Origin of the sequence: Ensifer sp. KUDG1 (genome assembly GCF_050434285.1) — a bacterium.
Lineage (GTDB): Bacteria > Pseudomonadota > Alphaproteobacteria > Rhizobiales > Rhizobiaceae > Ensifer.
The window spans coordinates 1-25,937 of sequence record NZ_JBNDIG010000019.1 but is presented as its reverse complement, the minus strand read 5'-3'; the positions used below and the strand labels follow the sequence as shown (position 1 = coordinate 25,937).

At 63.6% G+C, this 25,937-nt stretch carries 32 protein-coding genes, 1 tRNA gene, 1 pseudogene and 1 riboswitch; of the genes and pseudogenes, 15 read left to right on the top strand and 19 right to left on the bottom strand.

Features of this window, described 5'->3' with window-relative positions; translation table 11 throughout:
- Positions 1-97 precede the first annotated feature (97 nt).
- Together M2267_RS29845 and M2267_RS29840 are read right to left on the bottom strand one after the other, a co-directional pair.
- Positions 98-448, bottom strand: a complete 351-nt coding sequence (locus M2267_RS29845; protein ID WP_034792008.1) for a VOC family protein — start codon at positions 446-448, stop codon at positions 98-100.
- Between the two features lie 122 nt (positions 449-570).
- Positions 571-1,167, bottom strand: a complete 597-nt coding sequence (locus M2267_RS29840) for a TetR/AcrR family transcriptional regulator (protein ID WP_429119460.1) — start codon at positions 1,165-1,167, stop codon at positions 571-573.
- Positions 1,168-1,250: 83 nt separating this feature from the next.
- Here M2267_RS29840 and M2267_RS29835 point away from each other — a divergent pair, with 83 nt between their 5' ends.
- From M2267_RS29835 to M2267_RS29825, 3 genes are read left to right on the top strand one after another with little or no spacing between them, the layout of a single operon-like run.
- Positions 1,251-2,066, top strand: a complete 816-nt coding sequence (locus M2267_RS29835; RefSeq protein ID WP_429119459.1) for a crotonase/enoyl-CoA hydratase family protein — start codon at positions 1,251-1,253, stop codon at positions 2,064-2,066.
- Between the two features lie 50 nt (positions 2,067-2,116).
- Entirely contained in the window at positions 2,117-2,479 is a 363-nt protein-coding gene (locus M2267_RS29830) for an ArsR/SmtB family transcription factor (protein WP_429119458.1), read from the top strand.
- Complete coding sequence (locus tag M2267_RS29825) at positions 2,476-3,042, top strand: SRPBCC family protein (protein ID WP_429119457.1); 567 nt, start codon at positions 2,476-2,478, stop codon at positions 3,040-3,042. Before M2267_RS29830 ends, M2267_RS29825 begins: the two co-directional genes overlap by 4 nt.
- Positions 3,043-3,111: 69 nt before the next feature.
- On the opposite strand, the gene M2267_RS29820 is transcribed toward M2267_RS29825, so the two are convergent.
- A complete protein-coding gene (locus M2267_RS29820; RefSeq protein ID WP_043624587.1) occupies positions 3,112-3,591 on the bottom strand; it encodes a DUF1772 domain-containing protein in 480 nt (159 codons plus the stop codon).
- Positions 3,588-4,418 (bottom strand): NAD(P)H-binding protein, encoded by an 831-nt coding sequence (locus tag M2267_RS29815; RefSeq protein WP_429119456.1) that lies wholly within the window; start codon positions 4,416-4,418, stop codon positions 3,588-3,590. The genes M2267_RS29820 and M2267_RS29815 overlap by 4 nt, the downstream gene beginning before the upstream one ends.
- Before the next feature lie 104 nt (positions 4,419-4,522).
- On the opposite strand from M2267_RS29815, the gene M2267_RS29810 reads away from it, so the two are divergent.
- The 3 genes from M2267_RS29810 (at position 4,523) to M2267_RS29800 (ending at position 6,688) form a co-directional block, all read left to right on the top strand.
- Positions 4,523-5,215: a TetR family transcriptional regulator gene (locus M2267_RS29810; RefSeq protein ID WP_429119455.1), complete on the top strand. Its 693-nt coding sequence runs from the start codon at positions 4,523-4,525 to the stop codon at positions 5,213-5,215.
- A riboswitch (cobalamin riboswitch) is annotated at positions 5,214-5,475 on the top strand. (Overlaps the previous gene by 2 nt.)
- A 41-nt stretch (positions 5,476-5,516) precedes the next feature.
- Positions 5,517-5,693, top strand: coding sequence for a CbtB domain-containing protein (locus tag M2267_RS29805; protein WP_034791966.1), 177 nt, complete (start codon positions 5,517-5,519; stop codon positions 5,691-5,693).
- A 197-nt stretch (positions 5,694-5,890) separates the two neighbouring features.
- On the top strand, positions 5,891-6,688 hold the full coding sequence (locus tag M2267_RS29800) for a CbtA family protein (protein WP_043624581.1): 798 nt from the start codon (positions 5,891-5,893) through the stop codon (positions 6,686-6,688).
- Positions 6,689-6,726: 38 nt separating this feature from the next.
- On the opposite strand, the gene M2267_RS29795 is transcribed toward M2267_RS29800, so the two are convergent.
- Together M2267_RS29795 and M2267_RS29790 are read right to left on the bottom strand one after the other, a co-directional pair.
- Positions 6,727-7,581, bottom strand: a complete 855-nt coding sequence (locus M2267_RS29795) for a ferric iron reductase (protein WP_429119454.1) — start codon at positions 7,579-7,581, stop codon at positions 6,727-6,729.
- Between the two features lie 20 nt (positions 7,582-7,601).
- Positions 7,602-8,945: a glucoamylase family protein gene (locus tag M2267_RS29790; protein ID WP_429119453.1), complete on the bottom strand. Its 1,344-nt coding sequence runs from the start codon at positions 8,943-8,945 to the stop codon at positions 7,602-7,604.
- Between the two features lie 145 nt (positions 8,946-9,090).
- On the opposite strand from M2267_RS29790, the gene M2267_RS29785 reads away from it, so the two are divergent.
- Both M2267_RS29785 and M2267_RS29780 read left to right on the top strand, forming a co-directional pair.
- A complete protein-coding gene (locus tag M2267_RS29785) occupies positions 9,091-9,885 on the top strand; it encodes a DUF1194 domain-containing protein (RefSeq protein WP_192446857.1) in 795 nt (264 codons plus the stop codon).
- A 113-nt stretch (positions 9,886-9,998) separates the two neighbouring features.
- Entirely contained in the window at positions 9,999-10,721 is a 723-nt protein-coding gene (locus tag M2267_RS29780) for a GntR family transcriptional regulator (RefSeq protein ID WP_429119452.1), read from the top strand.
- 13 nt (positions 10,722-10,734) lie between these two features.
- On the opposite strand, the gene M2267_RS29775 is transcribed toward M2267_RS29780, so the two are convergent.
- On the bottom strand, positions 10,735-11,022 hold the full coding sequence (locus M2267_RS29775) for a hypothetical protein (protein WP_429119451.1): 288 nt from the start codon (positions 11,020-11,022) through the stop codon (positions 10,735-10,737).
- Here M2267_RS29775 and M2267_RS29770 point away from each other — a divergent pair.
- On the top strand, positions 11,000-11,239 hold the full coding sequence (locus M2267_RS29770) for a DUF982 domain-containing protein (protein WP_034791960.1): 240 nt from the start codon (positions 11,000-11,002) through the stop codon (positions 11,237-11,239). The genes M2267_RS29775 and M2267_RS29770 overlap by 23 nt on opposite strands.
- Before the next feature lie 154 nt (positions 11,240-11,393).
- Here the strand turns inward: M2267_RS29770 and M2267_RS29765 are convergent, their stop codons facing one another.
- Together M2267_RS29765 and M2267_RS29760 are read right to left on the bottom strand one after the other, a co-directional pair.
- The gene (locus M2267_RS29765; protein WP_429119450.1) at positions 11,394-12,410 is read right to left on the bottom strand and encodes a glycoside hydrolase family 26 protein; all 1,017 of its coding nucleotides are present in this window, start codon (positions 12,408-12,410) and stop codon (positions 11,394-11,396) included.
- Between the two features lie 188 nt (positions 12,411-12,598).
- Entirely contained in the window at positions 12,599-12,952 is a 354-nt protein-coding gene (locus M2267_RS29760) for a hypothetical protein (RefSeq protein ID WP_429119449.1), read from the bottom strand.
- An 809-nt stretch (positions 12,953-13,761) separates the two neighbouring features.
- On the opposite strand from M2267_RS29760, the gene M2267_RS29755 reads away from it, so the two are divergent.
- Positions 13,762-14,991: a glycosyltransferase family 4 protein gene (locus tag M2267_RS29755; protein WP_429119448.1), complete on the top strand. Its 1,230-nt coding sequence runs from the start codon at positions 13,762-13,764 to the stop codon at positions 14,989-14,991.
- A gap of 1 nt (position 14,992) precedes the next feature.
- Here M2267_RS29755 and M2267_RS29750 read toward each other — a convergent pair.
- Positions 14,993-15,068: transfer RNA gene (locus M2267_RS29750), tRNA-Ile, on the bottom strand.
- A gap of 261 nt (positions 15,069-15,329) precedes the next feature.
- Here M2267_RS29750 and M2267_RS29745 point away from each other — a divergent pair.
- Entirely contained in the window at positions 15,330-16,070 is a 741-nt protein-coding gene (locus tag M2267_RS29745) for an SIMPL domain-containing protein (RefSeq protein WP_402319665.1), read from the top strand.
- 735 nt (positions 16,071-16,805) lie between these two features.
- Here M2267_RS29745 and M2267_RS29740 read toward each other — a convergent pair.
- From M2267_RS29740 to M2267_RS29725, 4 genes are all read right to left on the bottom strand, one after another.
- Positions 16,806-17,192: a hypothetical protein gene (locus tag M2267_RS29740; RefSeq protein WP_402319668.1), complete on the bottom strand. Its 387-nt coding sequence runs from the start codon at positions 17,190-17,192 to the stop codon at positions 16,806-16,808.
- Positions 17,193-17,587: 395 nt separating this feature from the next.
- Positions 17,588-17,992: a ketosteroid isomerase-related protein gene (locus M2267_RS29735; RefSeq protein ID WP_192446863.1), complete on the bottom strand. Its 405-nt coding sequence runs from the start codon at positions 17,990-17,992 to the stop codon at positions 17,588-17,590.
- 98 nt (positions 17,993-18,090) lie between these two features.
- Positions 18,091-18,513 (bottom strand): secondary thiamine-phosphate synthase enzyme YjbQ, encoded by a 423-nt coding sequence (locus M2267_RS29730; protein ID WP_043613274.1) that lies wholly within the window; start codon positions 18,511-18,513, stop codon positions 18,091-18,093.
- Between the two features lie 126 nt (positions 18,514-18,639).
- Positions 18,640-18,993, bottom strand: coding sequence for a DUF1428 domain-containing protein (locus M2267_RS29725; RefSeq protein ID WP_043613276.1), 354 nt, complete (start codon positions 18,991-18,993; stop codon positions 18,640-18,642).
- A gap of 160 nt (positions 18,994-19,153) precedes the next feature.
- On the opposite strand from M2267_RS29725, the gene M2267_RS29720 reads away from it, so the two are divergent.
- Positions 19,154-19,606: a VOC family protein gene (locus M2267_RS29720; RefSeq protein WP_402319679.1), complete on the top strand. Its 453-nt coding sequence runs from the start codon at positions 19,154-19,156 to the stop codon at positions 19,604-19,606.
- A 32-nt stretch (positions 19,607-19,638) separates the two neighbouring features.
- Here M2267_RS29720 and M2267_RS29715 read toward each other — a convergent pair whose 3' ends face one another.
- Complete coding sequence (locus tag M2267_RS29715) at positions 19,639-20,208, bottom strand: hypothetical protein (protein WP_429119447.1); 570 nt, start codon at positions 20,206-20,208, stop codon at positions 19,639-19,641.
- A gap of 265 nt (positions 20,209-20,473) precedes the next feature.
- Between M2267_RS29715 and M2267_RS29710 the strand changes: the two genes are divergently transcribed.
- Both M2267_RS29710 and M2267_RS29705 read left to right on the top strand, forming a co-directional pair.
- The gene (locus tag M2267_RS29710; protein WP_429119446.1) at positions 20,474-20,881 is read left to right on the top strand and encodes a lysozyme inhibitor LprI family protein; all 408 of its coding nucleotides are present in this window, start codon (positions 20,474-20,476) and stop codon (positions 20,879-20,881) included.
- Positions 20,882-20,895: 14 nt separating this feature from the next.
- Positions 20,896-21,702, top strand: coding sequence for a DUF2066 domain-containing protein (locus M2267_RS29705; protein WP_429119445.1), 807 nt, complete (start codon positions 20,896-20,898; stop codon positions 21,700-21,702).
- A gap of 54 nt (positions 21,703-21,756) precedes the next feature.
- Here the strand turns inward: M2267_RS29705 and M2267_RS29700 are convergent, their stop codons facing one another.
- The 3 genes from M2267_RS29700 to M2267_RS29690 form a co-directional block, all read right to left on the bottom strand.
- Complete coding sequence (locus M2267_RS29700) at positions 21,757-22,050, bottom strand: GYD domain-containing protein (RefSeq protein ID WP_034803438.1); 294 nt, start codon at positions 22,048-22,050, stop codon at positions 21,757-21,759.
- A gap of 194 nt (positions 22,051-22,244) precedes the next feature.
- Positions 22,245-24,302: an RNA polymerase sigma factor RpoD gene (gene rpoD / locus M2267_RS29695; protein WP_043613292.1), complete on the bottom strand. Its 2,058-nt coding sequence runs from the start codon at positions 24,300-24,302 to the stop codon at positions 22,245-22,247.
- A 462-nt stretch (positions 24,303-24,764) separates the two neighbouring features.
- Positions 24,765-25,109 carry a GFA family protein gene (locus tag M2267_RS29690; RefSeq protein ID WP_429119444.1) on the bottom strand — a complete coding sequence of 115 codons (345 nt, stop codon included), beginning with the start codon at positions 25,107-25,109 and terminating at the stop codon, positions 24,765-24,767.
- Between the two features lie 216 nt (positions 25,110-25,325).
- Between M2267_RS29690 and M2267_RS29685 the strand changes: the two genes are divergently transcribed.
- A complete protein-coding gene (locus tag M2267_RS29685; RefSeq protein ID WP_429119443.1) occupies positions 25,326-25,784 on the top strand; it encodes a hypothetical protein in 459 nt (152 codons plus the stop codon).
- A 30-nt stretch (positions 25,785-25,814) separates the two neighbouring features.
- On the opposite strand, the pseudogene tdh reads toward M2267_RS29685, so the two are convergent.
- A pseudogene (gene tdh / locus M2267_RS29680) lies at positions 25,815-25,937 on the bottom strand (L-threonine 3-dehydrogenase); the annotation flags it as partial.

The window sequence follows — 25,937 nt, the reverse complement described above, 5'->3', positions numbered from 1 at the left end:
CCGGACGGAAAACCGCTACGCACTTTTCCTGGAATTGGCTCGCTTGACTGGCGCAATTCCGGACGGAAAACCGCTGCGCACTTTTCCTGGAATTGCTTTAGTGCGCCAGGATGTTGACGATATTGCCGAATGGGTCGCGCATATAGAAACGGCGCACGCCCCAGGGCTCGTTGGTAATGTCGTAGACGATCTCGACGCCGGCGGCCTTGGCTCGCTGATAGGCCCGGTCGACGTCGTCGACCTCGATCGAAAGCACCGGCACCGGCGTATCGTTGCCGCCCTCGCTGGCGATGCTGACCTGCGGCATCGCGGCCTTGCCCTCGGCGGCAAAGGTCAGGATCCAGCCATGGTCCATCACCACGTCCAGTTCCAAAAGGTCGCCGTAGAAGGCGCGCGCCACCTGCGGGTCCGGGGCGTAGAGGTTTGAGACGATACGCTTGACTGTCATGGACTTCCTCCTCCGGTGAGCCGCAGCGCGGCCACATCGGCGCTCAATGGTTGTTTGGCTCCTGGCACTGCATCCTATATTGCCCGCCGATGGCAGCCGTTTGAAGCGGAAGTTGCAGCGCGTCAGGATCCCTTCCCGTCCGCCCCGGCAAGAGCCACCCGCACCAGCGTCGCCGCCGCCTTGCCCGCCATCTCCATGTAGCTCGCGTCCCGGTGCAGCAGCACCACGGCGAAACTGCCGTCAAGCAGCAGCAGGATCTGCTTCGCCAGCATGGCAGGCTCGGCAGTGCCGGCTTCGGCAAAGGTCTCGGCCATCCAGGCCTCGAACTTCTTCTTGTGGGCCGCACCGATGCGGATCGCCGGGTGGCCCGGCATGTTGGCGAGCTCGGCGGAGGTGCGCAGGAAGCCGCAGCCCTTCCACTTCGGATGGCGTGCAGCCCGCGCCAGGTTGACGAAGATCGCCTCGACCCTGTCGGCAAGGTCCCCGTCGCCCGCGTCGAACCACTTGCGAAAGAGTTTCAGATTGGGCTGGTCGCGGCTCTCGAGGTAGGCGGCGATCAGCGCGTCCTTGCTGTCGAAATGATAGTAGAGCGTGCGCTTGGTCACGCCCGCCGCCTCCGCCACCGCATCGACGCTGACCGCACGGATGCCCTCGGCGTAAAACAGCTTCTCCGCCGCTGCGACGATCACGTCCCGGGTCGACTTCTCTGCTTTCGTCATCTCTCAAGTATACCGACTAGTGAATATACATCCTATCTTCCCTCACCTAGCCTCTCCCCGTCAACACCTGCCGGAGAGCAACCATGTCGAACACCGTGCTGCTGCAGATTTCCGAGGGCATCGCCCTCCTCACTCTCAACCGTCCGCAGAAACTGAACGCGCTCAACTACGAGCTGATCGACCGGCTCATGGGCCTTCTCGACCAGATCGAGGTGAACCATGCCGTCAGCGCGGTGATCATCACCGGCGCCGGCGACCGCGCCTTTTCCGCCGGCGGCGATATTCATGAGTTCTCGGACAGCGTCGCCAAGGGCGTGAACCCGGCCGTGCGAGATTTCGTCCGTCGCGGCCAGGGCCTGACGGCGCGGCTCGAGGCCTTCCCGAAACCGATCATCGCCGCCGTCAACGGGCTTGCCTATGGCGGCGGCTGCGAGATCACCGAGGCCGTGCATCTGGCTATTGCCAGCGACCGGGCGCGCTTTGCCAAGCCGGAGATCAAGCTCGGCATGCCGCCGACCTTCGGCGGCACCCAGCGGCTGCCGCGGCTTGCCGGCCGCAAACGCGCGCTGGAACTGCTTTTGACCGGCGAGGATTTCCCGGCCGATCGCGCGCTGGAGCTGGGGCTCGTCAACCGCGTCGTCCCGCATGACGAACTGATCGCGTCCGCCCGTGACCTGGCAAAGCGGATCATGGCGCACTCACCAATCGCCGTCCGCTCGATCATCACTGCCGTCACCCGCGGCCTCAACATGTCGATCGCCGAGGGATTGCAGGTCGAGAGCGAGCAGTTTGCCCAGATGGTGCCGACCGACGACCTTGCCGATGCGCTTGCCGCCTGGAAGGGACGGCGCGTCCATGACGACCCGCCGCGGCCCGGTCTTTTTTCGCGATATTTTTAAATTCAACCGAACGGTTGACAATTAGGTCCATCGAGACGATATTCAACAATATGGTTGAATATCAGAACGCACATCTCGATGCCGTGTTTCACGCGCTTTCGGACCCGACGCGGCGCGCCATGCTCCAGGACCTTTCGCAGGGCGAAAGACTGGTGGGCGAGCTTGCGGCGCCGTTCTCGATCTCGCTGGCCGCGGCATCGAAGCACATCAAGGTGCTGGAAGGAGCAGGTCTGGTGCGCCGCGAAGTGAAAGGTCGCACGCATGTGTGCCGGCTCGATGCCGCGCCGATGCATGCAGGCATGGAGTGGATGCGCCACTACGAAGCCTTCTGGCGGTCCCGCATCGACGCACTCGAGGCGCTGCTTCTCGCCGAAGACGCCACCATCCAATCTGATCCGGAGGATAAGCCATGACTTCGTCTGCCACAGCCTTTGCCGGCGCCGATTACGGCCGTGTCGTCGCACCGGACGCAGTGCGCATCGAGCGCCTGCTTCCCGGCCCGATCGAGCGGGTCTGGTCCTATCTGACGGAGGAAAGCAAGCGCCGGCTCTGGATGGCGTCCGGAACGATCGGGGCGAAGGAAGGGGCCGAGGTCGAGCACGTCTTCCGCCACTCGGAACTGACAGCGGAAGACGATCGGCCACCGCAGAAATATGCCGAGCACGCCGGCGAGGTGCGCAATTACGGTCACGTGCTCGCCTGGGAGCCGCCACGGCTGCTGGCTTATACCTGGAACGAAGAAACCGGCACCCCCTCGGAGGTCCGCTTCGAACTTAGCCCTCGCGGCGACAAGGTGCTGCTCGTCGTCACCCACAAGCGCATCGCCGACCGCGCCATCATGACCAGCTTCTCCGCCGGCTGGCACGTGCATCTCGACATTCTGCGCGCGCTGCTGGAAGGCGAAAAGCCGGCGGCCTTCTGGAGCAAGTTTGCCGATCTTGAAGCGCAATACGACGCGCGTATTCCCAAGCCCTGACGGCGGGATGGGTTCAGAGGTCAGGACGCGCGCAGGCGCCGGCAAGGATCCACTTGCCGGCGCTTCTCGTCAGGCACGGGCGAAACCGAGAATGAAGAACGCCAGCGCGCCGATCGACGCGAAGCTGCGCACGTGGTTCCACCAGACCCAGTCGGTCAGATAGCGCTCACGCCAGAGATCGGTCGCCGCCTGGCCGGGCGCTGCGGCGGCGAGCGCATCGTTCATCGGCACGTTGAAGACGATGGTCACCAGCAGCACGCCGACGACATAGGCGACACCGCCGGCGGCAAGCCACCACCGGCCCTCGCCGCCCGAGAGGAAGGCGACGACGATGAGCGCCAGGGCGAGCAGCGCCGTGCCCATGAAGGCGCTGAGGAAGATCGGGTTCTGGATCACGACATTGATCGCATTCATCGCAGCGATCCCCTGCTCCGGCGGCAGCCGCGACAGGGCCTGCATGATGCAGACCGAGAAGATGAAGAACAGTCCGGCCATCAGGCCGGAGCCGATCGCGGCGGCAAACGCCAGAGCGGGGATCAGGGGGATCATGCGGCAAGACTCCATACACCGGTTGCTGCGGTTTCCCGAGCGTAGGCTGCAAAGTCACGCGGACGCCGCCCAAGCACATGCTCGACATCGGACGTCAGGTTTGAATTGCGCCCGTCGAGCACCGAGGTGAAGAGATAGCGGATGAGTTCGACATAGTCATCAGGCACGCCGTCGGCCTGCAAGTGCGCCGCGAAGTCGGCAATCGGGATGGCCTGATAGGAGATCGGGCGGTTGGCTGCCGCGGCAATTTCGGCCACGGCGTCGGCAAAGGTCATCAGCCGCGGGCCGGTCAGCGAATAGACCTTGCCGATATGGCGGTCGTCGAGAAGCGCTTCGACAGCGACGTCGGCAATGTCGTCGCAGCTGATGAAAGGCTCGGTCACCGTGTCCACGGGCAGGAAGACGGAACCGCTCAAGACACCCTCGGCGAGGAAGCCTTCGTCGAAATTCTCGAAGAACCAGCTGCCCCGGATGACCGTCCAGTCGGCGCCGGAGGCCTGCAGCGCGCGCTCCGCCGCTTCCGCCTCGTCCTCGCCACGCCCCGACAGCAGCACCAGCCGCTTGACGCCGGCGCTGACGGCAAGGCTCGAGAACTTGGCGATCACCTCGACGGAGCCCGGCACCGCCAGATCCGGCTGGAAGCAGACATAGATGCGATCGACGTTTTCAAGGACCGGCGCCCAGGTCGTCTCTTCCGTCCAATCGAAGGAAGGCGACGCCGAACGGGCGCCGATGCGCACCGCCACGCCACGCTCCTTGAGGCGCTCGGCCACCCGCCGCCCCGTCTTGCCGGTACCGCCCAAAACCAGTGTGATTTTCTGAGACATCGTTTCCTCCTGAGGTTCCACCAACAAACATGAGTATCTCTCACATTTGCAAATGTGATAAATCCTCGTATTTTAGGAGTCAAGTCAAAATGTGAGCATTACTCATGATTCCAGATGCAAGTCCCGCCACGCTTCCCGCCGACGACGAGCCTGCGCTGCGCCGGACGCCGAGCCAGAAGCGCAGCCGCGAGCGCGTCGAGCAGATCCTTGCCTGCGCGACGGCGCTCATCCAGGAAAAGGGCAGCGACGCCATGCGCATGAGCGAAGTCGCTGAAAAGGCTGGAATTTCGATTGGCTCGCTCTACCAATACTTCCCCGACAAGGCGGCAATCGTGCGCACGCTCGCCGAGCGCTACAATACGGTCTGCAACGAGTGCATCGCGGCCGAACTGGCCAAGGTGACCTCGATCGCGGAGTTGCGCGACGCCTTCTCGCTTTTGTTCGACATCTATTACGAGATGTTCCTCGCCGAGCCGGTCATGCGCGACATCTGGTCGGCGATGCAGGCCGACAAGGCGCTGCGCGAAATCGACCTTGCGCAAAGCCGCGCCGGCGGAAAGCTGCTTGCCGATGTGTGGGCCCGGCTTGTGCCGGCGACGCCGCGCGAGGAGATCGACAGCGCCGCCTTCCTGATCATGCATCTCGGCGACTGCACCATGCGGCTTGCGGTCTCGGTCGATCGGGCCGAGGGCGACCAGATCGTCGAGGCCTACAAGCGCATGACCATCAAGGATTTTGTCGCGGATGGACCGCGCGGCGGCGCAGGCTCAATTGACAACTCCATGACAGAATCCTAATCATCTGGGATCGATTGGTTCCCGGGACGCGAACGCGTTTCGGGAGTAAACGGGAACGTGACGGATGGACCCACTCTGGGCATTCAAATCACGGCCGACCCCGCGACTGTAGAGCGACGTCGATCTGCCATTCCGGAGCGATCCGGAAGAAGCCACTGGAAAGGCCGCGAGAGGGCGGTCGAACTGGGAAGGCGAGGCAGACCGAGGGCATCGAGCCCAACGCCGTGAGCCAGGAAACCTGCCACTCGATGCGGGCATAGGGCCCAACCGGGAATTTCCCGATGCCATCACGGAGGTTGTCATGGCTACGTCTACCATTTCGAGCACCCCGCTCTCCCTCAGCGATCGTCTGACCGCTGGCGTCATCGCGCTCTTCATCGGCGCATTCCTCGTCTTCGGCGCCGGCCTTGCCAACTCGGCCGTGCTGCACGACACGGCGCACGACACCCGCCACTCCTACGGCTTCCCCTGCCACTGACCGATGCCTCGGAACGTGAACAACGTTCCGCATCGAACAATCTGCGGACCTGAACACATCCGGCCCGAGCCGGATGTCGGCTTATGTGCATCCCGGTTTTTCCGGCGTGCGAACGCCATCCGCAGCACAGGCAAAATGGGAAGGCTCAAGGACCACGCCGCAGCGCGTGGCTTTTGTCGTTATCGAGGGATTTCAAGATGATTGTCAGAACGCTTCTGGCCGCGATCGTGGCTGGATTGATTGCCGGTGTCTTCATGACCGGCGCCCAGGAATTGCGCGTCACGCCGCTGATCCTGCATGCAGAGGAATTCGAAGGCGAGGCTCCGGCCCCCACCGAACAGCCCGCCGCCCAGCCGGGTGCGGCACAGCCTGCCGCGGAAAACCACGACCAGCATTCGTCGCTCAAGGCCGTGTCGCCGCTTAGCGCCTTGCTCGACGCATTGTCGCCGATCACGCCCGCCTATGCCCATGAGGGCGAGCACGAGGAAGGCGGCATCATGTTCGGCATGAGCCGCTTCTCCGGCACGCTGATCGCGAACCTCGTCACCGGTTCCGGCTTCGGCCTGCTGCTCGCCGGCGTCAGCCTGGTGATCGGCTATCCGATCACGCTTCGGAACGGCGCGCTCTGGGGCGCCTGCGGCTGGCTTGCCGTGCACATGCTGCCGGCGATCGGCCTGCCGCCGGAACTGCCTGGCTTTCCGGCCGCCGAACTCGGCGACCGCCAGACCTGGTGGCTCGCAACGGTGGCGCTTTCGGCCGTCGGCCTTTATCTCGTCGTCCTGCGCGAGGAGATCGTCTCCAAGGTCGCGGGCCTCGTGCTGATCGCAGCGCCCCATGTCTACGGTGCGCCGCAGCCGCTCGACATTACCAGCAACGTTCCGGCCGTGCTCGGAGCAGAGTTTGCGGTGGCCGCACTCGCCACTACGCTCGCCTTCTGGATCGTGCTCGGCGTCGTCTCCGGCTTCATCAACGAGCGCTTCGTCAAGGCACAGTGATCGCCGATCACGGATCGTCACCAAAGCGACGGCGGGGTTCAGGCCCCGCCGTTTTGCATGAGATGCGCCGCCAGCCGCGCGCGGCGGTCCTCCGGCTCCAGCAGGACGCAGGTGTCGCAGAAGCTACCGCCCTCCGTCTTGAAATAGAGACAGCAGCCGCAGCGGATCCGGTATTGGCGTGAAATGTATTCACCACTTGCCGGATCGACAGCCGCAATCTGCTCGTAGCAAAGCTCATCAGAATAGAGCCGCGAGCCGGGCCGCTTGACGATCGCCAGCGCCTCGGCCATGCCGCGCGCCTCATCCCCGATCGCGCGGCCGATTTCGAGGAACGCGCCAGCCAGGGCATCCGCCGCGAGCCGCCATTGCGCCCCGCTCGAGAGGCCTGTCCGTGCCTTCAGGACTGCAATGACGGGCGCCAGATGAGCGATGAAGCCCTGTTCAAAAGAGCTGACGCCCTCCTCTCCACCCTTGCGCCCCATCGCCGGCGGCTGGAGGCGAAAATGATAGCGTTTGCCCGCGACTTCGGCACCACGGTGAAGCCGCGCCCAATCCTCGAAACGAATGCCGGCGACCTCCGGCTGCAGCCCGGAGCCGAGATGGAACGCGCCGAGGACCACGCTCAACTGACGGCTATAGAAGGCGATCAGATGCGCCGCGCGGATCCGGTCGGTCATGCCGACCCCGAAGAAATCCTGATAGGCGAGCCCCGCCTCAAGGCCAGCGCTGCCCACAGCCCAGAAGTCACCCGGCGCGCTGAATTCGCTGGCCGCCGGCCCGAGCGAGACGGCAGCCTCCGGAAACTGGGCACGCAGATGGTCGGCGACGGCCAGCGCCTGCGGCGCAAATGCCGCCGCGATCTCCGCTGTCGGCCGGTGGTCGTTCAAGCGCATGCCGTCTCCGTCGCCCATTCTCATCCCTTGGCGCTGGATGCGGGCGGATTGCCACGCGCACCCTCCCCCTGCCGCAGCCAGCCATCGTCGAAGCCGGCTCGTTGAAGGCCGAGGCGGATCGCCGGTATGCCGCGCATCAGCGTCCAGACAAGGCCGCTTCGCCAGTTCTCGATCATCATGACAACGAGGCCCTGGTCAAGACCGACGACCCGCGCATCGATCCAGCCCTCCGGCCCGCCGCCATCAAGGCTCGGGTTGAAGCCGCCGGGAAAGCGCCCCTCGTTCAGAAGTTCCGGATAACTCTTCGCCATATGCACGAGGGAGGCCTGCGCCGCCTCAGGCTCGAACGGCAGGCAGGCAAGCGGCGCCCAGGGCACGAGCGTGCCGTCATCAGGGCCGTAGGGCGCGCCGCGGTTCACATAGCCGAAAAGCCGCTGCTGGCGCCCATCGCGAAGCCGCAGCCGGCCGCGTGGCGCATGGCAGGCGCTGAGGCCCCACAGGTGCTCGCCATATCCGGCGAAGTGTCCGGGATTGGAGCGCGCATGGTCTCGCTGCAACTGGATGGCGCGCCGGGTATTTTCGAAATAGTCCGTTCCCCGCTCCCGCATCGGCCGGTCGGCCAGCCCGCGCAGATCGAGCCAGGCCTGCGGGAAGAGATGGATGAAGAGCGGCGCCGCATGCAGGTGCGGCCGGCCCTCGACGGGGATCCAGTCATGGCCCTCGGCATAGGCCGCATAATGCTCCGGTTCGATCGCATGCTCGGGCGCGCCGAGTGCCAGCATATAGAGCAGCAACGCTTCGCTGTAGCCCCGCCAGCGATGTTTCAAAAACCGCCCCGGCGGCCGCCAGCCCATCGTCAGCGTATCGCCGCGATTGAGCGCCCAGCGCCAATCGACCCGAGCATAGAGCCGGTCGGCAAGCGCACGGATCTCGCCTTCGACCGCGTCGTCCCGACAGAAATAGGCGGAAGCGGTCAGGACGCCGGCGATCAGCAGCGCCGTATCGACGGTTGAAAGCTCGCTCTGCCAGGCGCGCTCGCCGTTCCGCATGTCGAGGAAGTGGTAGTAGAAGCCGCGATAGCCGGTCGCCTGCCGGTGGCGGGACTGCGGGCTTTGGGCAAGGAAGCGCAGGGTCGCCACCACGCGCCGCGCCGCATCGCCGCGCGAAAGCCAGCCGCGCTCGACGCCGATCGGGTAGCAGGAAAGGCCGAAGCCGGTCGCAGCGATGCTCGCCGGCGCGCCCGCCAACGCGGTGTCGGCGATCAGCCCGGTGACCGGATCGGAATGTTCGAGGAAATAGCCGAACGCCGCCTGCTGCAATCGATCGATCTGAAATCGCTCGGTATTTTCGCTTCGCTGCTGCATCCCGCCTTTCCCGGTCGGCATCCGGGCTCATGCATGACCCGGCAAAATCACTCTTTAGTGAAGGCCAACTACACCCAAACGGTCGCCGAAATCCAATCTTGTGTTACAGTCTTCTAATCTGACCGCGCAATGACTGGTTGAAGCGATGTTGAGCGTGTTGGCGTTACTCCTTTCATTGAGTGGTGGCCCGAGCCCATCGACCGCCGAGGCGACGAATGTCGACGTCGAACTGATCCTGGCGGTCGACATGTCCGGCTCGATGGATCTCGACGAGGCCCGCATCCAGCGGGCCGGCTATGTCGAGGCGTTGCGGCACCGCGACTTTCTCGATGCCGTCGAAAGCGGTCAGCTCGGCCGCATCGCGATCGGTTATTTCGAATGGGCTGGAACGGTGAACGAATCCTCCGTCGTCGCCTGGCGGGTGATCGACACCGCCGCCGACGCGGATGCCTTCGCCAAGCTGATCGAGCAGCGCCCGGTCGGCACGCGGCGCGGCACCTCGATCTCCAACGCCATTACCTACGGCACCGCACTGATCGATTCCAACGCGTACAGCGGCGTGCGGCGGGTCATCGACATCTCCGGCGACGGGCCGAACAACATCGGCCCGCCGGTGCTTCCGGCCCGCGAGACCGCGATCGCGCGCGGCATCACCATCAACGGGCTTGCGATCCTGATCCGCCCGTCGGTTTCCACCGGCCCGCTCGACCAGTATTATGCCGAATGTGTCATCGGCGGCCCCGGCTCCTTCGTGCTACCGGTGCACGAGCCCGAAGATTTCTCCATCGCGATCCGCCAGAAACTGGTGCTCGAAGTCAGCGGTCTGCAACCGCCGCCGACGATACGCTATGTCGATGCCTTCCCGGCCCCCGACTGCCTCGTCGGCGAGAAACTGCGGCCCGGCTTCCTCGACCGGGTCTATCCGGAACTCGACAAGTAGCCTCGCCCGACCTGAGGATCATGCGCAATCCCACGCAACCTTTGCGCGTCAGATTGTCGTTTCCCTTCGCCTCGTCCGACGATAAGATAGCGCGTTGCTTCGCGGATCGATTCATGTCCTTGACCACCACGCCCCATCAGGCCGAACTGGCCACCGACCCGACCACCGACATCGGCAGTCAGCATATCCGCGATACGTTGCGCGATGCGATCGTCGAGCGGCGGCTTGCGCCTGGCACCAAGCTTTCGGAAAGCGACGTCGGCGAACTCTTCAATGTCAGCCGCACCCTGGTGCGCGCCGCTCTGCAGGCTTTGTCCTATGAAGGCCTCGTCAACGTCGAGAAGAACCGCGGTGCTTTCGTCGCCCACCCGTCCATCGACGAGGCGCGCCAGATCTTTGCGACCCGCCGGCTGATCGAGCCCGGTGTCGTGCACGCCGCCGCCGCCCGGATCGGCAAGGCGGAGGTGTCAGAACTCAGGCGCATGCTGGCAGCCGAGCGGCAACTGACCGAACAGCGCGGCCAATCGGCCCGTCGTGCGGAGATCAAGGCATCGGGCGATTTCCACCTGGCGCTTGCCGACCTCTCCGGCAACGCGATCCTGCGCCGCTTCATGGACGAACTCGTCGCCCGCTCCTCGCTGGTCATTGCACTCTACGGACAATCGACCGTTTCGAGCTGCGGCCACAGCGAACACGACGAGATCGTCAACGCCATCGAGCGCGGCGACATCGACGCGGCCGCACGGCTGATGGTCCACCACATCGACCATATCGAAGCCGACCTCGACCTGCGCGTTCTGAAGTCGACCGACCTCAAGGCAGCGCTGGAACTCTGATCCCGCTTACGCCTCAGTGTTCCCGGTAGGCGGCCACAACCTGCACCGCGCGCGGATTTTCGAAACTTTTCAACACCGGTCCGAACTCCACGGCGCTTCCCTGCCGCACGTCCCTTCGTCCGCCATCGGCGAAGATGCGCCCGCAAAAAGATCCCGCTCGCAAAGCCGAAGAGGAGCCGGTTGCCGTCAGCACCGACAAAAATCGATCGGCAACGTGGAACCATCCCGTCGCTCTCGCGTTGCCCTCTCGCTCGAAAAGACTGTGAACGAGGAATGCAATGAGCGAGAAACTCTTTCCCACTCCCATCCCCCTGAAACTATCGGCAAGACGGCAGACCGTGGTCAGAACGGTGTTCGAGGCCGTGGAACTGCTCCGGCAATGGCCGGGCCGTCGTGGACGGGAATATCGCGCAGCCCTCAGGCGCTGCCTGGATGCGCTGGATGGATTGACGAGTACGGACCGGGCGAGCCGCTGCTTTGCTGCCGCCGCCCGGGAATCGGGCCTGTTGCTGGCCTGATCCGGCGACCAGGATGATCCGGAACCACAAGCTTGGTCCGGTACATCAAGGGCTCGGAGTTTGAAGCTTCACGATGCGCCGAAGGACGATCGGCGCGTCGCCCCAACCGAAGACGCCTCTGCTGCGATCAGCAAGATTTAAAGTCGCGCGGCGATCAATCGCCGAGTTCGGCCGCTTCCTTCGGTCCGCGGTCGGCAAGCGCCTTGAGCGCCGCCTTGTCGAGCCGCCAGTCCGGCGCGCCGTAACCGAGCGGCCACTTGTACGGCTCCTTGTCGTTGAAGAAGACGACGGTTGTCAGAAGCGGGAAGGCCTGGCGGTAGGTCTGCTGATCCAGGATTTCGGCATACCATGCGCGCCTGTAGTCGGCCGAGCCGGAGACCCCGAGTTCGGCGACGATCACGGGCTTGCCGTAACGCGAAACGCGCTGGTACTTTTCCTTGAGCGCTTCGACGAAACGCCGTTCGCGCCCCCAGTAATCGATATCCATTTTCTGCAGGCCCCAGACCGGGATGCCGACGACGTCGACGACATCGTCGCCCGGATAGTAGGCCGCGAGATTGCGATGGCCCTTCGGCGACCAGACGTAGCGGGCGGCCGGCGCCAGCTCGCGGCACTTGCTGACGAAGTAGCGGAACGCCGCCTTATAGCCTTCGCTGTCGCGCCGCGCCCAGGGATAGCGCTCGCCGGGCTCTTCCATCTCATGGCCCCAGCGAATGTAGACCCGCCCGCCGAAATCGGCGGCGCGCGTACAAATTTCGGCGATCTCGCGATCGAAGCGGCCCTTGCCGATATCGGCAAACAGGCGGTTGCCACCGGCGCGCCAGTCGGCGGCGTGGGTATAGGGCTCGACCGACAGCATCAGCGCCCGCCCCTGTCGCGCCGCGTTCGCGAATTTCCGCTTCAGCTGCGCCCGATCCGGTTTCTGCCAGTAGACGAAGACATGCTCGAGCGTCAGCGCGTCGCTGTCTGCGACCGCGTCATGCGGATCGTAGACACCGATTTCCACCGTGCGCGCTTCCCGCCCTCTTGCCTCAGGCGTGATGGCGGCGGTCGTCATCGATCGGTCGATACCGTCGATGGCATCCTGCGCGCAGGCCGGCGTGGCCCCGGCAACCGCCAGAAGCGCCAGCGCACCAGCGCCGAGGACCGATCTTGGTAATGCAATAGGCAACGATATTCTCCGGCGGGCCACATGTCGCACCGCATGAAATCAGACATGGCTTGCTGCGCGCTGGAAACCTGTGCGACCGCGAGGCCGTGGGCATCATGCCCGGATGGCGAAAAGGCCGGCCGCTACGGCTGTCGACCGCCGCAGTGTCCATGATCGGTTGCGCCCGGCTTGCCGAACGCGAAAGGCAGTTAGAGCGATGCTCTCAGGAAGCAGTGCGACGTACGCCCGAAGCCGCTCGGCGAGCAGATATAGGGCGCGCGGCCGAGATAGGCGGTCGTGCGTCTGCGCGTCGGCGCCGGCTCGACGATATCCTCGTCCGCCTCGACGACTTTCAGATCCTTCGCTTCCTTGCGAACCTTGATCGCCGGGCTCGCATAGGCGCTCGAATGGCCCGAAGCAAATAGCGGCGTTTCGCTGATGACCGTCGACGAGCAGCCGGCGGACAGAAGCAGGAGGCTGAGAACTGATGTTGTCGGTACGAGAAACTTGAAACCCGAAACGGCGGTGCGGCTTGCGCCGGCACATGCGGATTTGATTCGCATAAACGTCCTTTCGAATAGCGGTCCAGCCGCCCGGGGCTTCCATAGGGCGAAAAGGCGGCGATCTTCAACCCCCTCCTTCATTATTCATTGCTTAAATTAAAAATTCCTTTCGCGGCGTTTTCCGCCATGGTTGTGCCGGCCACTTTCGCCATGCGCTGACGGACGTCGGTGCCTCACGGACAACAAGCGCACAGCATCGGCGTGGGCTATCAGCGAAACAATTTAGGAAAAGCAAAGGCTTGCCGAGGCGGCCGCATCGCGCCATCGGCGAACGGTGATCCGTCTCTGCCGCTTCCGCACCACCACGCCCGGTGGCAATCTCCGGCTGACGCCACGGCTGATACCCTCTGAGAAAAAAATCGACCTCGCCGCCGGTTCGTCACCGAAATCCGCAGCACGGCCGGCGCGCCGGAACGAAGGATTTCCCTCACTCCCATTTTTAGCTATCGCGCATTTACAGATCCTTGACCTCTGACGGCCACCTTGGAGCGAGGCGCAACATGTTTGAGCGTATGCGCCCACTCCAAAACTGCCCGCCTCCCGCGGGCATTTTTTTGTGGCCCTCCGCCCCAAGCGCATCGCCGACCGGCATTGCCCGAGACCTCCCCCTTCTCCTGCGCGCGCCTCAGACGCTCGGCGCCCGCAATCGTCCCACGGGTTGAGAACTTTTCAAGGTCCGCCCCCTGACCCCGACGGCCAGGAAGCCGCGATTGCTTCGCGCCTGCGTGTTTACCACACTGCGAAAGTCCCATTGCGCGAATTTAAGGAGTTGTTAATAATAAAAAGGGGAGAGCGAGGGGCAATCCAAATTGCATCAGGGCACGGGTACCGACATCGTCGGAGCCGCCGGCATCGCTGGCGCGCGCATAACCATCATCGTTTCCGCACTCGGCGCTGGCGGCACCGAGCACGTCGTCAGCCTCGTTGCCAGCCACTGGGCCCGCCTCGGCTGCGCTGTCACGGTGATCACGCTCGAAGCGCCAACCTCCGCCCCCTATTACAGGCTCGATCCACGCGTCGCCATCGAGCGGCTCGACGTGCCGGCCCAGAAGGCCGGCAAGCTGCGCGCCGCCTGGCTGGTGGCACGAAGGCTCTACCGGCTGCGCTCGACCATCAGCCGCACCCGTCCCGACTTCGTCCTGAGCTTCCTGACGCGCACGAACGTGTTGACGCTTCTTGCAACACGGGGCCTCAGGCTTCCGGTGATCGTGTCCGAGCGCAACAACCCGGCGGTGCAGCCCTTCGGCCCCTTCTGGAAATGGCTGCAGCTTCGCCTCTACCCGCGCGCCTTTGCGCTGGTGACCATGACCAGGGGGGCCCTCGACTATTTCCCGCCGGACGTTCGCCGCCACGGGCGGGTGATCGCCAATGCCATCAACCTGCCAACCGGCTGGCAAAAGAAGCGCGGCAACAATGTGCTCACCGCCGTCGGCCGGCTGACAGAGCAAAAAGGCTTCGACCTGCTGCTCGAATCCTTCGCCAAGGTGGCCGCCGACCACCCCGAATGGAAGCTCGTCATCTGGGGGGAAGGCGAAGCGAGAAAAGCGCTGGAAGCCCAGCGCGACGCGCTTGGCCTTGCTGACCGAGTGGAAATGCCGGGCGTCACGCCGAAACCCGGCCTCTGGGTCGAGACCGCCGACCTCTTCGTCCTGTCATCCCGCTACGAAGGCTGGGGCATCGCCCTGCTCGAAGCCATGGCCGCAGGCCTCCCCGTCGTCTCGTTTGCCTGCGATTGGGGCCCGACCGACATGATCGCCCAAGGCGAAGACGGCATCCTCGTCGAAAACGGCAACATCGACGCCCTGGCCGCCGCCCTCTCCAAGCTGATGGCCGACGAACCCCTCCGCGCTCGCCTTTCTGCCAACGCCGAAGCCAATGTCAGGCGCTACGACGCCGAGCATATCCTCACCCAATGGGACGCCATGGCGCTCTCGGCACTGGAAAACTCCCCCACCCGCAAAGCCGCGATCAAGCAGCCGAGCGTGCCCGTTTCCGGCGAACTGGCAAGCTGGATGTACATGGCAAGCTGGATTTTTTGAGTGGTGGGCCCGGAGGGACTCGAACCCCCAACCAAGCGGTTATGAGCCGCCGGCTCTAACCATTGAGCTACAGGCCCACTCTGGATCCGCTCCTGTCCTTAAACCGTAACGGTCCAAGGATAAGACACGGGGTGCAGCAACTTTAAGTGCTACGGTGGCCTTTGCGCTTCTGAACGAGGCGTGGCACCGTCATGATCCAGGCCCGCGAACCAATGGCAGTTTGCGGGTGGCCAAGGCTCTAGCGGAAAACCTTTTTGCGGACAAGCCATTGCCGCAATGCTCACACAATCGATAGCCAAGAAGACGCTTGGGACGGAACAACCGGAGAGACATTGAAGATGATTTCCACACGCACTGCCCGCACGCTTTCGATCGCCGCCTTCGCTGCAGCTTTTGCTGGCGTTGCCGCCGCTCAGGCGCAGGAGACGGACAAGGACAAGGCGACCATCATCGTTGCCGGCGAGGGCCGCGCGACGACCGCGCCGGACATGGCAGTCCTGCAACTGAGCGTCGTCAAGGATGGCAAGACCGCGCGTGAAGCGCTGGACGCCAACAACAAGACCATGGCCGAAGTGCTGAAGGCGCTGAAGGACGGCGGCATTGCCGATCGCGACCTGCAGACGAGCGGCTTCATGCTCAACCCGCAATACACCTATCCGACCAACACAGACGGCAGCAACCGCGCGCCGGAACTGATCGGCTACCAGGTGACGAACGGCGTCAGCGTCCGCGTTCGCGATCTCGCCAAGCTCGGCGAAGTCATCGACAAGTCGGTTTCGCTCGGCGTCAACCAGGGCGGCGGCGTGCAGTTCACCAACGACAAGCCGGAAGCCGTAATCACCGAAGCGCGCAAGGCCGCCGTTGCCGATGCCGTCGAGAAGGCCAAGGTGCTCGCCGAAGCTGCCGGCGTCTCGGTCGGCAAGATCGTCAACATTTCCGAGCAGGGCTTCCGCCCCGAGCCGGTGCCGATGATGCGCGCCGGCATGGCCAAGGAATATGCCGCCGATAGCGTTCCGGTCGCGACCGGCGAAAACAGCTACAACGTGACGGTCAACGTGACCTTCGAAATCAAGCAGTAAGCGTCCAGCAAGGCCCGCCGTTAAGCGCGGGCCCTCGCATCTTCCTTGCCCCTGGCTCCGGAACCGGCGCCAGGGGCAAGTTCGTTTGGGGGACACGATTGCTCGACCTCAGGCGCTCTTCGCCGGGCCAGACCGGCCGAGGACCTAGCTGTCGCCGACCGCGGCCCTGGCGACCGTTGGTGCACGGGCAAACCGCACCCGGCAGCACCCGCGCTCCCGTATCAGATTGTGAGCCTCCGTTTGTCTTGAGGATAAGGCGCTGCACCTTTTGACCGGATGACCTATCCCGCGGCCAAGCCGCAAGGTGGTCGGTCAGGTACCGCAGATCAGCAGACAGGTAGACGGTCGTTCAGTAGGCGCGCGCGATCGTCGAGCCGTTCAAGAAGCGTCGGCGGCGCCCTTCGATAAGGCCTGTGTTTGCGCGGCCTCAGACCGGAAAGAGGGACGCCCGCCCGACCATCGTACCGAGCCGCGCATCCCTCTGACGTCGCGCCGCAACGCTGGAAATCATCAAGAGAAAGGCGAACCGCGTGTCCGCGCCACGCGGGCCATGTCGCATTGAGAAAGGCAAGCTCCGGATACTAGCCGCCATCCGGGGTCAGCGCCTCTATCGCCGCGCCGGAGAAAACCGCGTGACCCGAGAGGCATGACAAACAAAAAAGCCCCCCATGCCGTAGCATGAGGGGCCATTCTTCCGCCGGCCGGGGGAGACGAGGCGGGAAGATTGCTTGGATGTTACCAGCGGCCGATCGTCGGGCAGCCGCGGGCGTTTGCGAAGACGATCGTCTGGCGGTAGCCGTCGCGACGGCCTTCGACGACGACGCGGCGCGAGGAAACGTCGGCGACATAGGCGCGGCGGAAGCCACGGTCGCGAGCCTTGTCGACGGCCATCCAGGGGGCGCAACGGCCGCGGCGGTCACGGTCCCAGTGGCGGTCACGGCCGCGACCCCAGTCGCGCTCGTCGCCGTAGCCACCGTTGTGATCGCGATACTGCACATCGACGCCGCCGCGCGGGCCGAAGCCGAATTCGATCGAGTCAGCCGAAGCGGTGGAGGCAGCGCCAAGCAGGCCGGTCATTCCGATGACGGCAGCAGCGGCGGCGTTAAAAAAGCGGTTCTTCATAAGATCTCTCCAGGCTTGAAGGGTTCAAAGGGCAATCACCGTCCCAAGCGATTGATCAGAGGATAGGGTCGCCAAGCTGAACGACAGCGGAACCCGATGTTCATGGGAGGTTCAGGTTGCCAGAACCTGACGATCGGCCCCTGCGCCAAGGTACATCGACCTAGACAAGGCATTGCTTATAAACGAATATTTCGAAGGGCTTTTCTCGAAACGCAAGCGCCGCGAAGCTTTCGCCCAGGCCCGGACAGGCGACGAATCAAGCGACAAAATCGGCATGCGAGAGGAGATTCGCGCCGATATTTCCGGCTCAAAGCACGGTCAGTCGACCGACGGGGCGGTGAAAAAAGCAAAAACGACGGGGCGGCAGCGATGCGCAACCACCGGCAATCTGCGCCTCAACCGGCAAGCGCCCGTTCGAAGACGCGAATGTTGCGATAGTGGCTGAGGCGGGTGATGGCGCCGTCCTCGATCTCGAAGACGAGCACGCTTGGAATGGAGTAGCTCTGGCCCGTTGCGGGCGGAAATCCCTCCATCGTCTCGCGGTAGGTGCCGCGCGCCGTCAGATCGGCGGCGACGCGCTGGCCGAAGGCGTCACGCATCAGCACCACGTCGCCAAACTGCTCGTCGAAGCGGCGCAGATAATTCATCAGCCAGGCGCGCAAGGGGCCGACGCCGACGGTGCGCTGACCGGTGAGCGAATCGAGCTCGACGTCCTCGTTGACGAGCCGCGCCAGCGCCTCGAAATCCCGCTGGTTCAGCGCCTCGATGAAGCGGCTGGCAATCGTCTGTGCATCGGTCATCCCTGCTCCTCCCCGGCATGAAAGGCCGGCTCTCAAGGCTCTACTCGTGCCCCATTATCTAGAACCGCTCCGCCGCCATTCAATCGCGCGCAGGTCGTTCAGGCGGAAAGATGCAGGACGATCTCGCGGCGATGTGGGCGGTCGCGGTGTTCGAAGAGATAGAGCCCCTGCCAGGTGCCGGTGAGCATGCGGCCGCCAGCGACGGGGATGCCGAGCGATACCGGCGTCAGCGCCGCCTTGATATGTGCCGGCATATCGTCGGGCCCTTCCTGGGTGTGCACGATCCAGCGCATGGAGGGATCGGAGGACGGCGGCACGAGGCGGCGGAAAAAGCCGTCGAGATCGCGTTTTACGTCCGGGTCGGCATTTTCCTGGATGAGAAGCGAACAGGAGGTGTGCCGCACGAAGACGGTGAGCAACCCCTCGCCTCCCGCGTTGGCGCGCACGAAGGCCGCCGCCTCGTCGGTAAACTCATAGAGCCCCTGGCCATGAGTGGCGATGGTGATGCGCGTTTGCGGCATGAAGGCCTCCGGCAGGCGGCCGCATCCGCCGGGGTGGCGGTGCGACCGGTTGATATGCCCAATGCTTCTATCCCCGGACCGTTCCCGGTCCAAGACGATCTGCCGCAAACCGCCGCGGTGGCGTGCCTACATCTGCAGGAAGGTCTCGAAACCGCCATAGATCATGCGCTTGCCGTCGAAGACCTGCTTCCAGGCATCGCCCTGCAGCCGCGGATCGGCCATGACCTTGGCAACGATCGCGTCGCGTTCGGCGCGCGACTTGTAGGTGATCCAGGAGAAAACCACCGTCTCATCGTCCTTGGCCTGGACCGAACGGGGAAAGGACGTCACTTCGCCATAGGGCGCGTCGTCCGCCAGGCATTCGTTGTAGGAGAGCGCACCGTGCTCCATCCACACCACGCCCGCCGCCTTCGCCATCGCCTTGTAGGCCTCGATATTCGCCTTCGGCACGGCAACGATAAAGCCATCCACATAGGTCATCGACTTAGTCTCCTCTGTTCGTTCTACGAACATAGGACGCAGGGCGGCCAAGAGTTCCGACATCGGCACGGAATTTTCTTTCGGGCCGCTGCGCGGGGTTTGTCGGAATGGCGCTCCGCCATTCGTCCTTGGCGCGTAGCATCCAAATCGGGAGACACCCATGCAGAAGATCACGCCGTTTCTCTGGTTCGACGATCAGCTGGAGGACGCCATCGCTTTCTACACCGCCATTTTCCGCAACACCCGCATCACCGACGTCAAGCGAGGTCCCGACGGCAGGGCCTTTACCGCTTCCTTCGAGCTCGAGGGGCAGCACTTCATGGGGCTTAACGGCGGGCCGCATTTCAAGTTCAGCGAGGCCGTATCGTTCTTCCTGCGCTGCAGCGACCAGGCGGAGGTGGATTACTACTGGGACAGGCTGTCTGATGGCGGCACGCCGCAGCGCTGCGGCTGGCTGAAGGACCGGTTCGGCCTCGCCTGGCAGATCATTCCGGACGCGCTGATGCGCCATCTCGGCGATCCCGATCCGGCGCGTGCGGCCCGCGCCCAGCAGGCGATGATGGGCATGGTCAAGATCGATGTCGCGGAACTCGAACGGGCGGCCGCAGGTTAGGCGGAAAGACAGCGCTCAGCCGGGCGCCGGCCTCAGCTGCCGCAACCTCGAAGCTGCCGGCTGTAGGCGGAGGCCATGCCGGCCGCGCGCTTGGCGCCGGTCTTGGCCGTATCGCTCCAGTTGCCGCGGGCATAGCCGGCGTGGCCATGATAGTAGGCGATGTAGAGCCTGTAGGCGTCGTTGAGCGCGATGCCGTTTCGCTGGGCGCTTTCGCGGTGGTACCAGGCGATAAAGCGGATCGCGTCGCCGAAGTCCGAACGCCGCGCCGCCCAGCGGCCTGTCTCGCTCTGATAGCGCGCCCAGGTGCCGTCGAGCGCCTGGGAATAGCCATAGGCGGTCGAGGCGCGCGTCCAGGGAATGAAGCCGAAAAGCTTGGTGCGTGGCGGCCGGGCATTATGGCGGAAGCCGGATTCGGTATAGATCGTCGCCATCAGGATCGGCACGGGCACGCCGTACTCACGCTGGGCGCTATAGGCTTCCCGGCGCCAATTGTTGAAAAGGCCATCTCGCTGCTCGAAAACCGCGCAGGCATTCCGGGTGTCTCTCGGCACCGTTCCGCAGCCGGCCAAAAACAGGAGGACGACGACAAATACGCAACGCATCGCTGAACCTCTTGCTTCCCCAGGGCAACCGCTTGCACGCGGCAAGATATGGCCTCGGGAAAATATGCTCGAACACCGCGTGCCGCCCGTCAGGGGCAGCGGCGCTCCAGAAATTGATAAAACGTAAACGTTAAGGATCTCTTTTGATTCAAAGGAGAACGATCCGCCTCCCCTGCCAGGCCATTGAAATTCATAAGCAGGAGGTTTTACGATCGCACACATCCGCAACCGCGCCGAAGCCTGGATGGCGCAAGGGAAAGACTTGATGCGCCTTCGTACCCTGCTGTTGGTCGCGGGATTGCTTGCCACGACTGGCGCTGCGCGCGCCGACGAATGCGCCGATGCCAGCGACCAGGCGACGATGAATGCCTGCGCCGGCAAGGCGCTAAAGGCTTCAGACGCCGAATTGAACACGCTCTACAAGCAGATCCAGGGGCGCCTCAAGGACGACGCCGATAAGACGAAGCTGCTGGTTGCCGCGCAAAGGGCCTGGATCGCCTATCGTGACGCCGAATGCGATTTCGCAAGCTCGGGCGTCGCCGGTGGCTCGGCCCAGCCTATGATCACGCTTGAATGCCGCGACGACCGCACGAAGAAGCGCGTTGCCGACTTCAAAACCTATCTGAGCTGCGAGGAGGGCGACCTCAGTTGCGTCCTGCCGGCGGCAAACTGACCCGAAAAAGAGCGATGGCCGCGGCACTCGCCGTGGCGCTCCTCTGTCTTGCCGGCGGCGGCGCCGGCGCGGCAGACATCGATGCGCTTTATCGCAGTGACGCGATCGTCACCGGCGCGGGCGAAGCCAACCGCGAAATCGGCTTTCGCGAATGCCTGCGTGAGGTGCTCGTCAAAGTGTCCGGCGATCCGGCGATCACAGATGCGCCCGGGTTTGCCGCAGCGGAGGCCAGGGCCGGCAGCTTCGTTTCGGCCTTCTCCTATCGCGACCGGCTCGAAGGCATCCCGATCCATGACGAACAGGGCACGCACGACCGCCCGCATGATCTCAGCTGCCGGTACCAGCCGGCAACGCTCGATCCGCTGCTCGCAGACCTCGGGCGCAAGCCATGGCTCTCCCCTCGCCCCAGGATCGCCGTGTGGCTGGCGGTCAAGGACCAGAAGCGCCGCTTCGTGCTGGCGCGCGACGGCAGTGAAAGCCCCTACATGGCGGATTCGCTTCAGGCAGCGGCAAGGCCACTGGCGCTTTCCACCTTGCTGCCGGATGCGGCGACCGTAATCGCCCAAAAATCCGCGCTCGACGCCCTGCCGCAAGCGGATCCCGCGCAGCTCTTTTCGTCCGTGACACAGGCCGACGGCGACGTGCCGCTTATCGGCACGCTCGTCTGGTCCGATCAAGCCCGCGGCTGGATCGCCCAATGGCAGATGGACGCGGGCGGCAGGCGCTATCGCTGGCAGGTGAGCGGCGTCAGCTTCGACGACGCCTTTCGCAACGCCATGCGCGGCGCCGCCCGCATCCTCTCGGGAAACGGTGCGCCGTGAATGAGCATCTGGCGTTATGACCGCCATTTGCCGCACGGCCGCAACGTCGGCTGTTCATCCAAGCGAGGCGATCAGTTCGCGATAGGCAGCCTCAGGGAAGGCTTTCAGCGTCGTCGAGCGCACGTTGCCGGCCATGCCGAGCGTGAGCGCGAAGCGTGCGGCCACCGCATCGTCGGGCGCTTCGACGATCGCCACCATGTCGTAGTCGCCCATGGTCAGGAAGAAATGCTTGAAGGAGCCGCCCATCTCGCCGAGCACATTCCGGGCGAGGTCGAGCCGCTTCGGGGAATCGCGCACATTCTTGACGCCTTGCTCGGTCCAGTTGAGGAGCATGACATACGTCGTCATCTGACACCTCCACGGGGGCACGCTTCACGCCCGCGGTGCAATTGCGCCCGCGTACAAGACGGGGTGCCCCAGATTACTGCGAAGGGGCGACTATACTCCCCGGCGAAAGCACCCACAATAAATCGCATGGGTGAGGCGGAAACGAAAAAGCCGGGCACTTGGCCCGGCTTTTGGTCTTTTGCGTGTACCCGACTTTAGCTGTCGAGGAAGCTTCTGAGCTTCCTGGAGCGGCTCGGATGCTTGAGCTTGCGAAGCGCCTTCGCCTCGATCTGACGGATACGTTCGCGGGTCACCGAGAACTGCTGGCCGACTTCTTCGAGCGTGTGGTCGGTGTTCATGCCGATGCCGAAGCGCATGCGCAGCACGCGCTCTTCGCGCGGCGTCAGCGAAGCGAGAACGCGGGTCGTCGTTTCGCGCAGGTTCGCCTGGATGGCGGCGTCGATCGGCAGCAGCGCGTTCTTGTCTTCGATGAAATCGCCGAGGTGCGAGTCTTCTTCGTCACCGACGGGCGTTTCGAGCGAGATCGGCTCCTTGGCGATCTTCAGGACCTTGCGGACCTTTTCGAGCGGCATGGCGAGCTTTTCGGCCAGTTCTTCCGGCGTCGGCTCGCGGCCGATTTCGTGCAGCATCTGGCGTGAAGTACGAACGATCTTGTTGATCGTCTCGATCATGTGCACCGGAATACGGATCGTGCGGGCCTGGTCGGCGATCGACCGGGTGATCGCCTGACGGATCCACCAGGTGGCGTAGGTCGAGAACTTGTAACCGCGGCGGTATTCGAACTTGTCGACCGCCTTCATCAGGCCGATGTTGCCTTCCTGGATGAGGTCGAGGAACTGCAGGCCGCGGTTGGTGTACTTTTTGGCGATGGAGATGACGAGGCGCAGGTTCGCTTCGACCATTTCCTTCTTGGCGATACGCGCTTCGCGCTCGCCCTTCTGCACCATGGATACGATCCGACGGAACTCGGCGATCGAGATACCGGTTTCGGTCGCAAGGTTCTGGATCTCCTGGCGGATGTCGCGGATCGTCTGGTTTTCGCTCTTGGCGAATTCCTTCCAGCCCTTGCCGGCCAGGTTGCTGATCGACTTCATCCAGTTCGGGTCGAGTTCGGCACCCGAATACTGTTCCAGGAACGAGTCACGCTTGACGCCGTAGGATTCAGCAAGGCGCAGCAGGCGGCCTTCGTTCTGCATCAGACGCTTGGAGATGTCGTAGAGCTGCTCGACCAGGCTGTCGACGCGGTTCTGGTTGAGCGACAGCGACTTGACCGCCTTGATCAGCTCGTCCTTGAGCTCCTTGTAGCGGCGCTCCTGGGCGGGCGAAAGCGTGCCGGTGGCAGCAAGGCGGGCTTCCACCTGCTGGTCCTGCAGCTTGCGCAGCTTCTTGTAGGTCTCGGCAATGATGTCGAGGGTTTCCATGACCTGCGGACGCAGTTCCGCTTCCATGGCCGCGAGCGAGAGGTTCGACTCGTCGTCGTCTTCCTCTTCTTCTTCGGCCGGCATGACATCGCCGCCGACATTGGTGATGTCGTCGTCGTTGGCAGGCGAACGGACCTTGCGGGTCTTTTCCTTTTCCTCGGCAGCCTTGCGGTCGGCCTCGATCTTTTCCGGGCTCTGGAACTGCGGCGCAGCCTTGGCCTCAGGCCCGGAATAGGTGGTTTCGAGATCGATGATCTCGCGCAGCAGCGTCTGGCCTTCGTTCAGTTCGTCGCGCCAGATGATCAGCGCCTGGAAGGTCAGCGGGCTCTCACAGAGACCGGCGATCATCGTCTCGCGGCCAGCCTCGATGCGCTTGGCAATCGCGATTTCGCCTTCGCGGGAGAGAAGCTCGACCGAGCCCATTTCGCGCAGGTACATGCGCACCGGATCGTCGGTACGATCGGTCGGCTCTTTCTTCTTGCTGGTCGCAAGCGACGTGCCGCTGGAAGGCGCGAGTTCGCCGCCTTCGCTGTCGCCGTCGTCGTCGCCGCCCTCGTCGTCACCGCCGCTGGCTGCCTCTTCGGCTTCCTCGTCCTCGATCACGTTGATGCCCATGTCGGACAGCATTGCCATCGTGTCTTCGATCTGTTCGGAGGTGACTTCTTCGGACGGAAGGACCGAATTGAGCTCGTCCATCGTCACGTAGCCGCGCTTCTTGGCGGCCTTGATCATCTTCTTGACAGCGTCATCGGAAAGATCGAGAAGCGGGCCGTCCGGAGCGCCTTCGCGTTCTACGTCAGCTTCTTCGTTTTCTTTGACTTTGGTTGCCATTTAGTTCGTCGCTTTCCTTGTCGCAACCGGCGTGAGCCCGGTGCCAATGCCGCTCGAAGGTCCGGGTGCGCCGCGCACCCGCCACCGAATCATTTCCCCTGACGTAACGGGATGATGTTTAATTCCTGTTTAACCACGAGTGTACTCGTGGCAAAGCGGGCAAGCTCCGACAGTCCTGCCACTGAAACGTCTCTGGCATGATTCCCTAACCGCCGTGTCATCTCGCCATTTCTTATTCGGAAATGGTGATTCCCAGAATTTTCGATCCCGTCAAGCATTTCCGCTGAAAAACCGGATGATTCGGTAAAAATCACCGTTCCTATCGCTTTTTGGGGTTTATCAGCTTCCGCTGAAGATGTAGGCGCTGCCCGCCAAAAGACAAGGGTAGCAACAATTTAATCGGCAAGGTCTCGTTGTGCCATATCCGCACGCGCAACCAGAGCTGCATTTTCCGGCCCGATTCTAAACCGATCGGCCGTCATACTTGACGACCTTGACCGTCTCGATATCGAACTCCGGCAGGCAGCGCAGGTTGACCGCCGCCATCTTCCCATGCGGCCCGTCGCCCTCGCCGAACGGCGCGATGCCGCAGGTGTCGCAGAACCGGTGCTGGATCACATGCTTGTTGAAGACGTAGGTCGAGAGGTCCGCTTCCGGCGTCGTCAGCGTCAGCTTGTCGCGGGCAACGAAGGCGAGCAGCCCACCACGGCGACGGCAGAGCGAACAATTGCAGTCGATCGCTTCGTTGAATTCCCCTTCCACCTCGAAGGCGATCTTGCCGCAGTGACAGCTTCCCTCATAACGCATGCAGGCATCTCCTCTTCTTCCCGGCGCAACGACGCCACTCGGCCAGCAAGATAGAGCGTCCCTGCCCTCAAGCAAGCGCAGGCAGCAGCCAGGCACATGCACGCAAAACGATTCCCGAAGGAGCCGATTATCGATGCAAACTCGCAAGATTATTCCGGTTTTTCGCTTGCGCTTGACCTGATCGCGCAGGAACTTCGCTCCGAAACGGAGGCTCAGATGCTCATCAAGGAAACCGACGCCATGCGCGTGCTATCGATCGCGCGGCGGCTCACCATAGCCGATGTCAAGGGCGAGAGCGCCGCACTGGCGCCTGTCATCGAGGCGGAGATGGAGCGCGCCGGTCTGACGCCGGCGGGCCCCTGGATCTTCATCGCGCAGAACCTGCCGAAAAACGCCAAGACCCTGTTCGACTGGCGGATCTGCCGCCCGGTCTTCGGCGGCAAGGATTATTGCGGTAAGCTCGATCTGGTCGAACTGGAGCCGATCATGGTGGCGTCCACGCTGCACCAGGGTCCGATGCGCAGCCTTTTCACCCAAGGCTACGCGCCGCTGGTCGCAAAGATCGAAATGTCCAGGCACAATTTCTCCGGCGAGAGCCGCGAGATCTACCATCGCTGGGCGGGCCAGGGCGCCCGCTATCACGAGATCGAGATCCAGTTCGGCCTTGCCAACTGACCCCGCGCACGAGGGCTAAGACTCAAGGTCTCACCAGTCCATGACGACCTTTCCGGAATTGCCGGAGCGCATCGCTTCGAAGCCGTCGCGGAACTCGTCGATGGTGATGCGGTGGGTGATGACCGGGGCAAGGTCGAGGCCGCCCTGCACGAA

Bases quoted from the DNA above. Each gene is read 5' to 3' on its own strand.
- M2267_RS29845 (WP_034792008.1), bottom strand. From the start codon at position 448: ATGACAGTCAAGCGTATCGTCTCAAACCTCTACGCCCCGGACCCGCAG.
- M2267_RS29840 (WP_429119460.1), bottom strand. From the start codon at position 1,167: ATGACGAAAGCAGAGAAGTCGACCCGGGACGTGATCGTCGCAGCGGCG.
- M2267_RS29835 (WP_429119459.1), top strand. From the start codon at position 1,251: ATGTCGAACACCGTGCTGCTGCAGATTTCCGAGGGCATCGCCCTCCTC.
- M2267_RS29830 (WP_429119458.1), top strand. From the start codon at position 2,117: ATGGTTGAATATCAGAACGCACATCTCGATGCCGTGTTTCACGCGCTT.
- M2267_RS29825 (WP_429119457.1), top strand. From the start codon at position 2,476: ATGACTTCGTCTGCCACAGCCTTTGCCGGCGCCGATTACGGCCGTGTC.
- M2267_RS29820 (WP_043624587.1), bottom strand. From the start codon at position 3,591: ATGATCCCCCTGATCCCCGCTCTGGCGTTTGCCGCCGCGATCGGCTCC.
- M2267_RS29815 (WP_429119456.1), bottom strand. From the start codon at position 4,418: ATGTCTCAGAAAATCACACTGGTTTTGGGCGGTACCGGCAAGACGGGG.
- M2267_RS29810 (WP_429119455.1), top strand. From the start codon at position 4,523: ATGATTCCAGATGCAAGTCCCGCCACGCTTCCCGCCGACGACGAGCCT.
- M2267_RS29805 (WP_034791966.1), top strand. From the start codon at position 5,517: ATGGCTACGTCTACCATTTCGAGCACCCCGCTCTCCCTCAGCGATCGT.
- M2267_RS29800 (WP_043624581.1), top strand. From the start codon at position 5,891: ATGATTGTCAGAACGCTTCTGGCCGCGATCGTGGCTGGATTGATTGCC.
- M2267_RS29795 (WP_429119454.1), bottom strand. From the start codon at position 7,581: ATGCGCTTGAACGACCACCGGCCGACAGCGGAGATCGCGGCGGCATTT.
- M2267_RS29790 (WP_429119453.1), bottom strand. From the start codon at position 8,945: ATGCAGCAGCGAAGCGAAAATACCGAGCGATTTCAGATCGATCGATTG.
- M2267_RS29785 (WP_192446857.1), top strand. From the start codon at position 9,091: ATGTTGAGCGTGTTGGCGTTACTCCTTTCATTGAGTGGTGGCCCGAGC.
- M2267_RS29780 (WP_429119452.1), top strand. From the start codon at position 9,999: ATGTCCTTGACCACCACGCCCCATCAGGCCGAACTGGCCACCGACCCG.
- M2267_RS29770 (WP_034791960.1), top strand. From the start codon at position 11,000: ATGAGCGAGAAACTCTTTCCCACTCCCATCCCCCTGAAACTATCGGCA.
- M2267_RS29760 (WP_429119449.1), bottom strand. From the start codon at position 12,952: ATGCGAATCAAATCCGCATGTGCCGGCGCAAGCCGCACCGCCGTTTCG.
- M2267_RS29745 (WP_402319665.1), top strand. From the start codon at position 15,330: ATGATTTCCACACGCACTGCCCGCACGCTTTCGATCGCCGCCTTCGCT.
- M2267_RS29740 (WP_402319668.1), bottom strand. From the start codon at position 17,192: ATGAAGAACCGCTTTTTTAACGCCGCCGCTGCTGCCGTCATCGGAATG.
- M2267_RS29735 (WP_192446863.1), bottom strand. From the start codon at position 17,992: ATGACCGATGCACAGACGATTGCCAGCCGCTTCATCGAGGCGCTGAAC.
- M2267_RS29730 (WP_043613274.1), bottom strand. From the start codon at position 18,513: ATGCCGCAAACGCGCATCACCATCGCCACTCATGGCCAGGGGCTCTAT.
- M2267_RS29725 (WP_043613276.1), bottom strand. From the start codon at position 18,993: ATGACCTATGTGGATGGCTTTATCGTTGCCGTGCCGAAGGCGAATATC.
- M2267_RS29720 (WP_402319679.1), top strand. From the start codon at position 19,154: ATGCAGAAGATCACGCCGTTTCTCTGGTTCGACGATCAGCTGGAGGAC.
- M2267_RS29715 (WP_429119447.1), bottom strand. From the start codon at position 20,208: ATGCGTTGCGTATTTGTCGTCGTCCTCCTGTTTTTGGCCGGCTGCGGA.
- M2267_RS29710 (WP_429119446.1), top strand. From the start codon at position 20,474: ATGCGCCTTCGTACCCTGCTGTTGGTCGCGGGATTGCTTGCCACGACT.
- M2267_RS29705 (WP_429119445.1), top strand. From the start codon at position 20,896: ATGGCCGCGGCACTCGCCGTGGCGCTCCTCTGTCTTGCCGGCGGCGGC.
- M2267_RS29700 (WP_034803438.1), bottom strand. From the start codon at position 22,050: ATGACGACGTATGTCATGCTCCTCAACTGGACCGAGCAAGGCGTCAAG.
- rpoD (WP_043613292.1), bottom strand. From the start codon at position 24,302: ATGGCAACCAAAGTCAAAGAAAACGAAGAAGCTGACGTAGAACGCGAA.
- M2267_RS29690 (WP_429119444.1), bottom strand. From the start codon at position 25,109: ATGCGTTATGAGGGAAGCTGTCACTGCGGCAAGATCGCCTTCGAGGTG.
- M2267_RS29685 (WP_429119443.1), top strand. From the start codon at position 25,326: ATGCTCATCAAGGAAACCGACGCCATGCGCGTGCTATCGATCGCGCGG.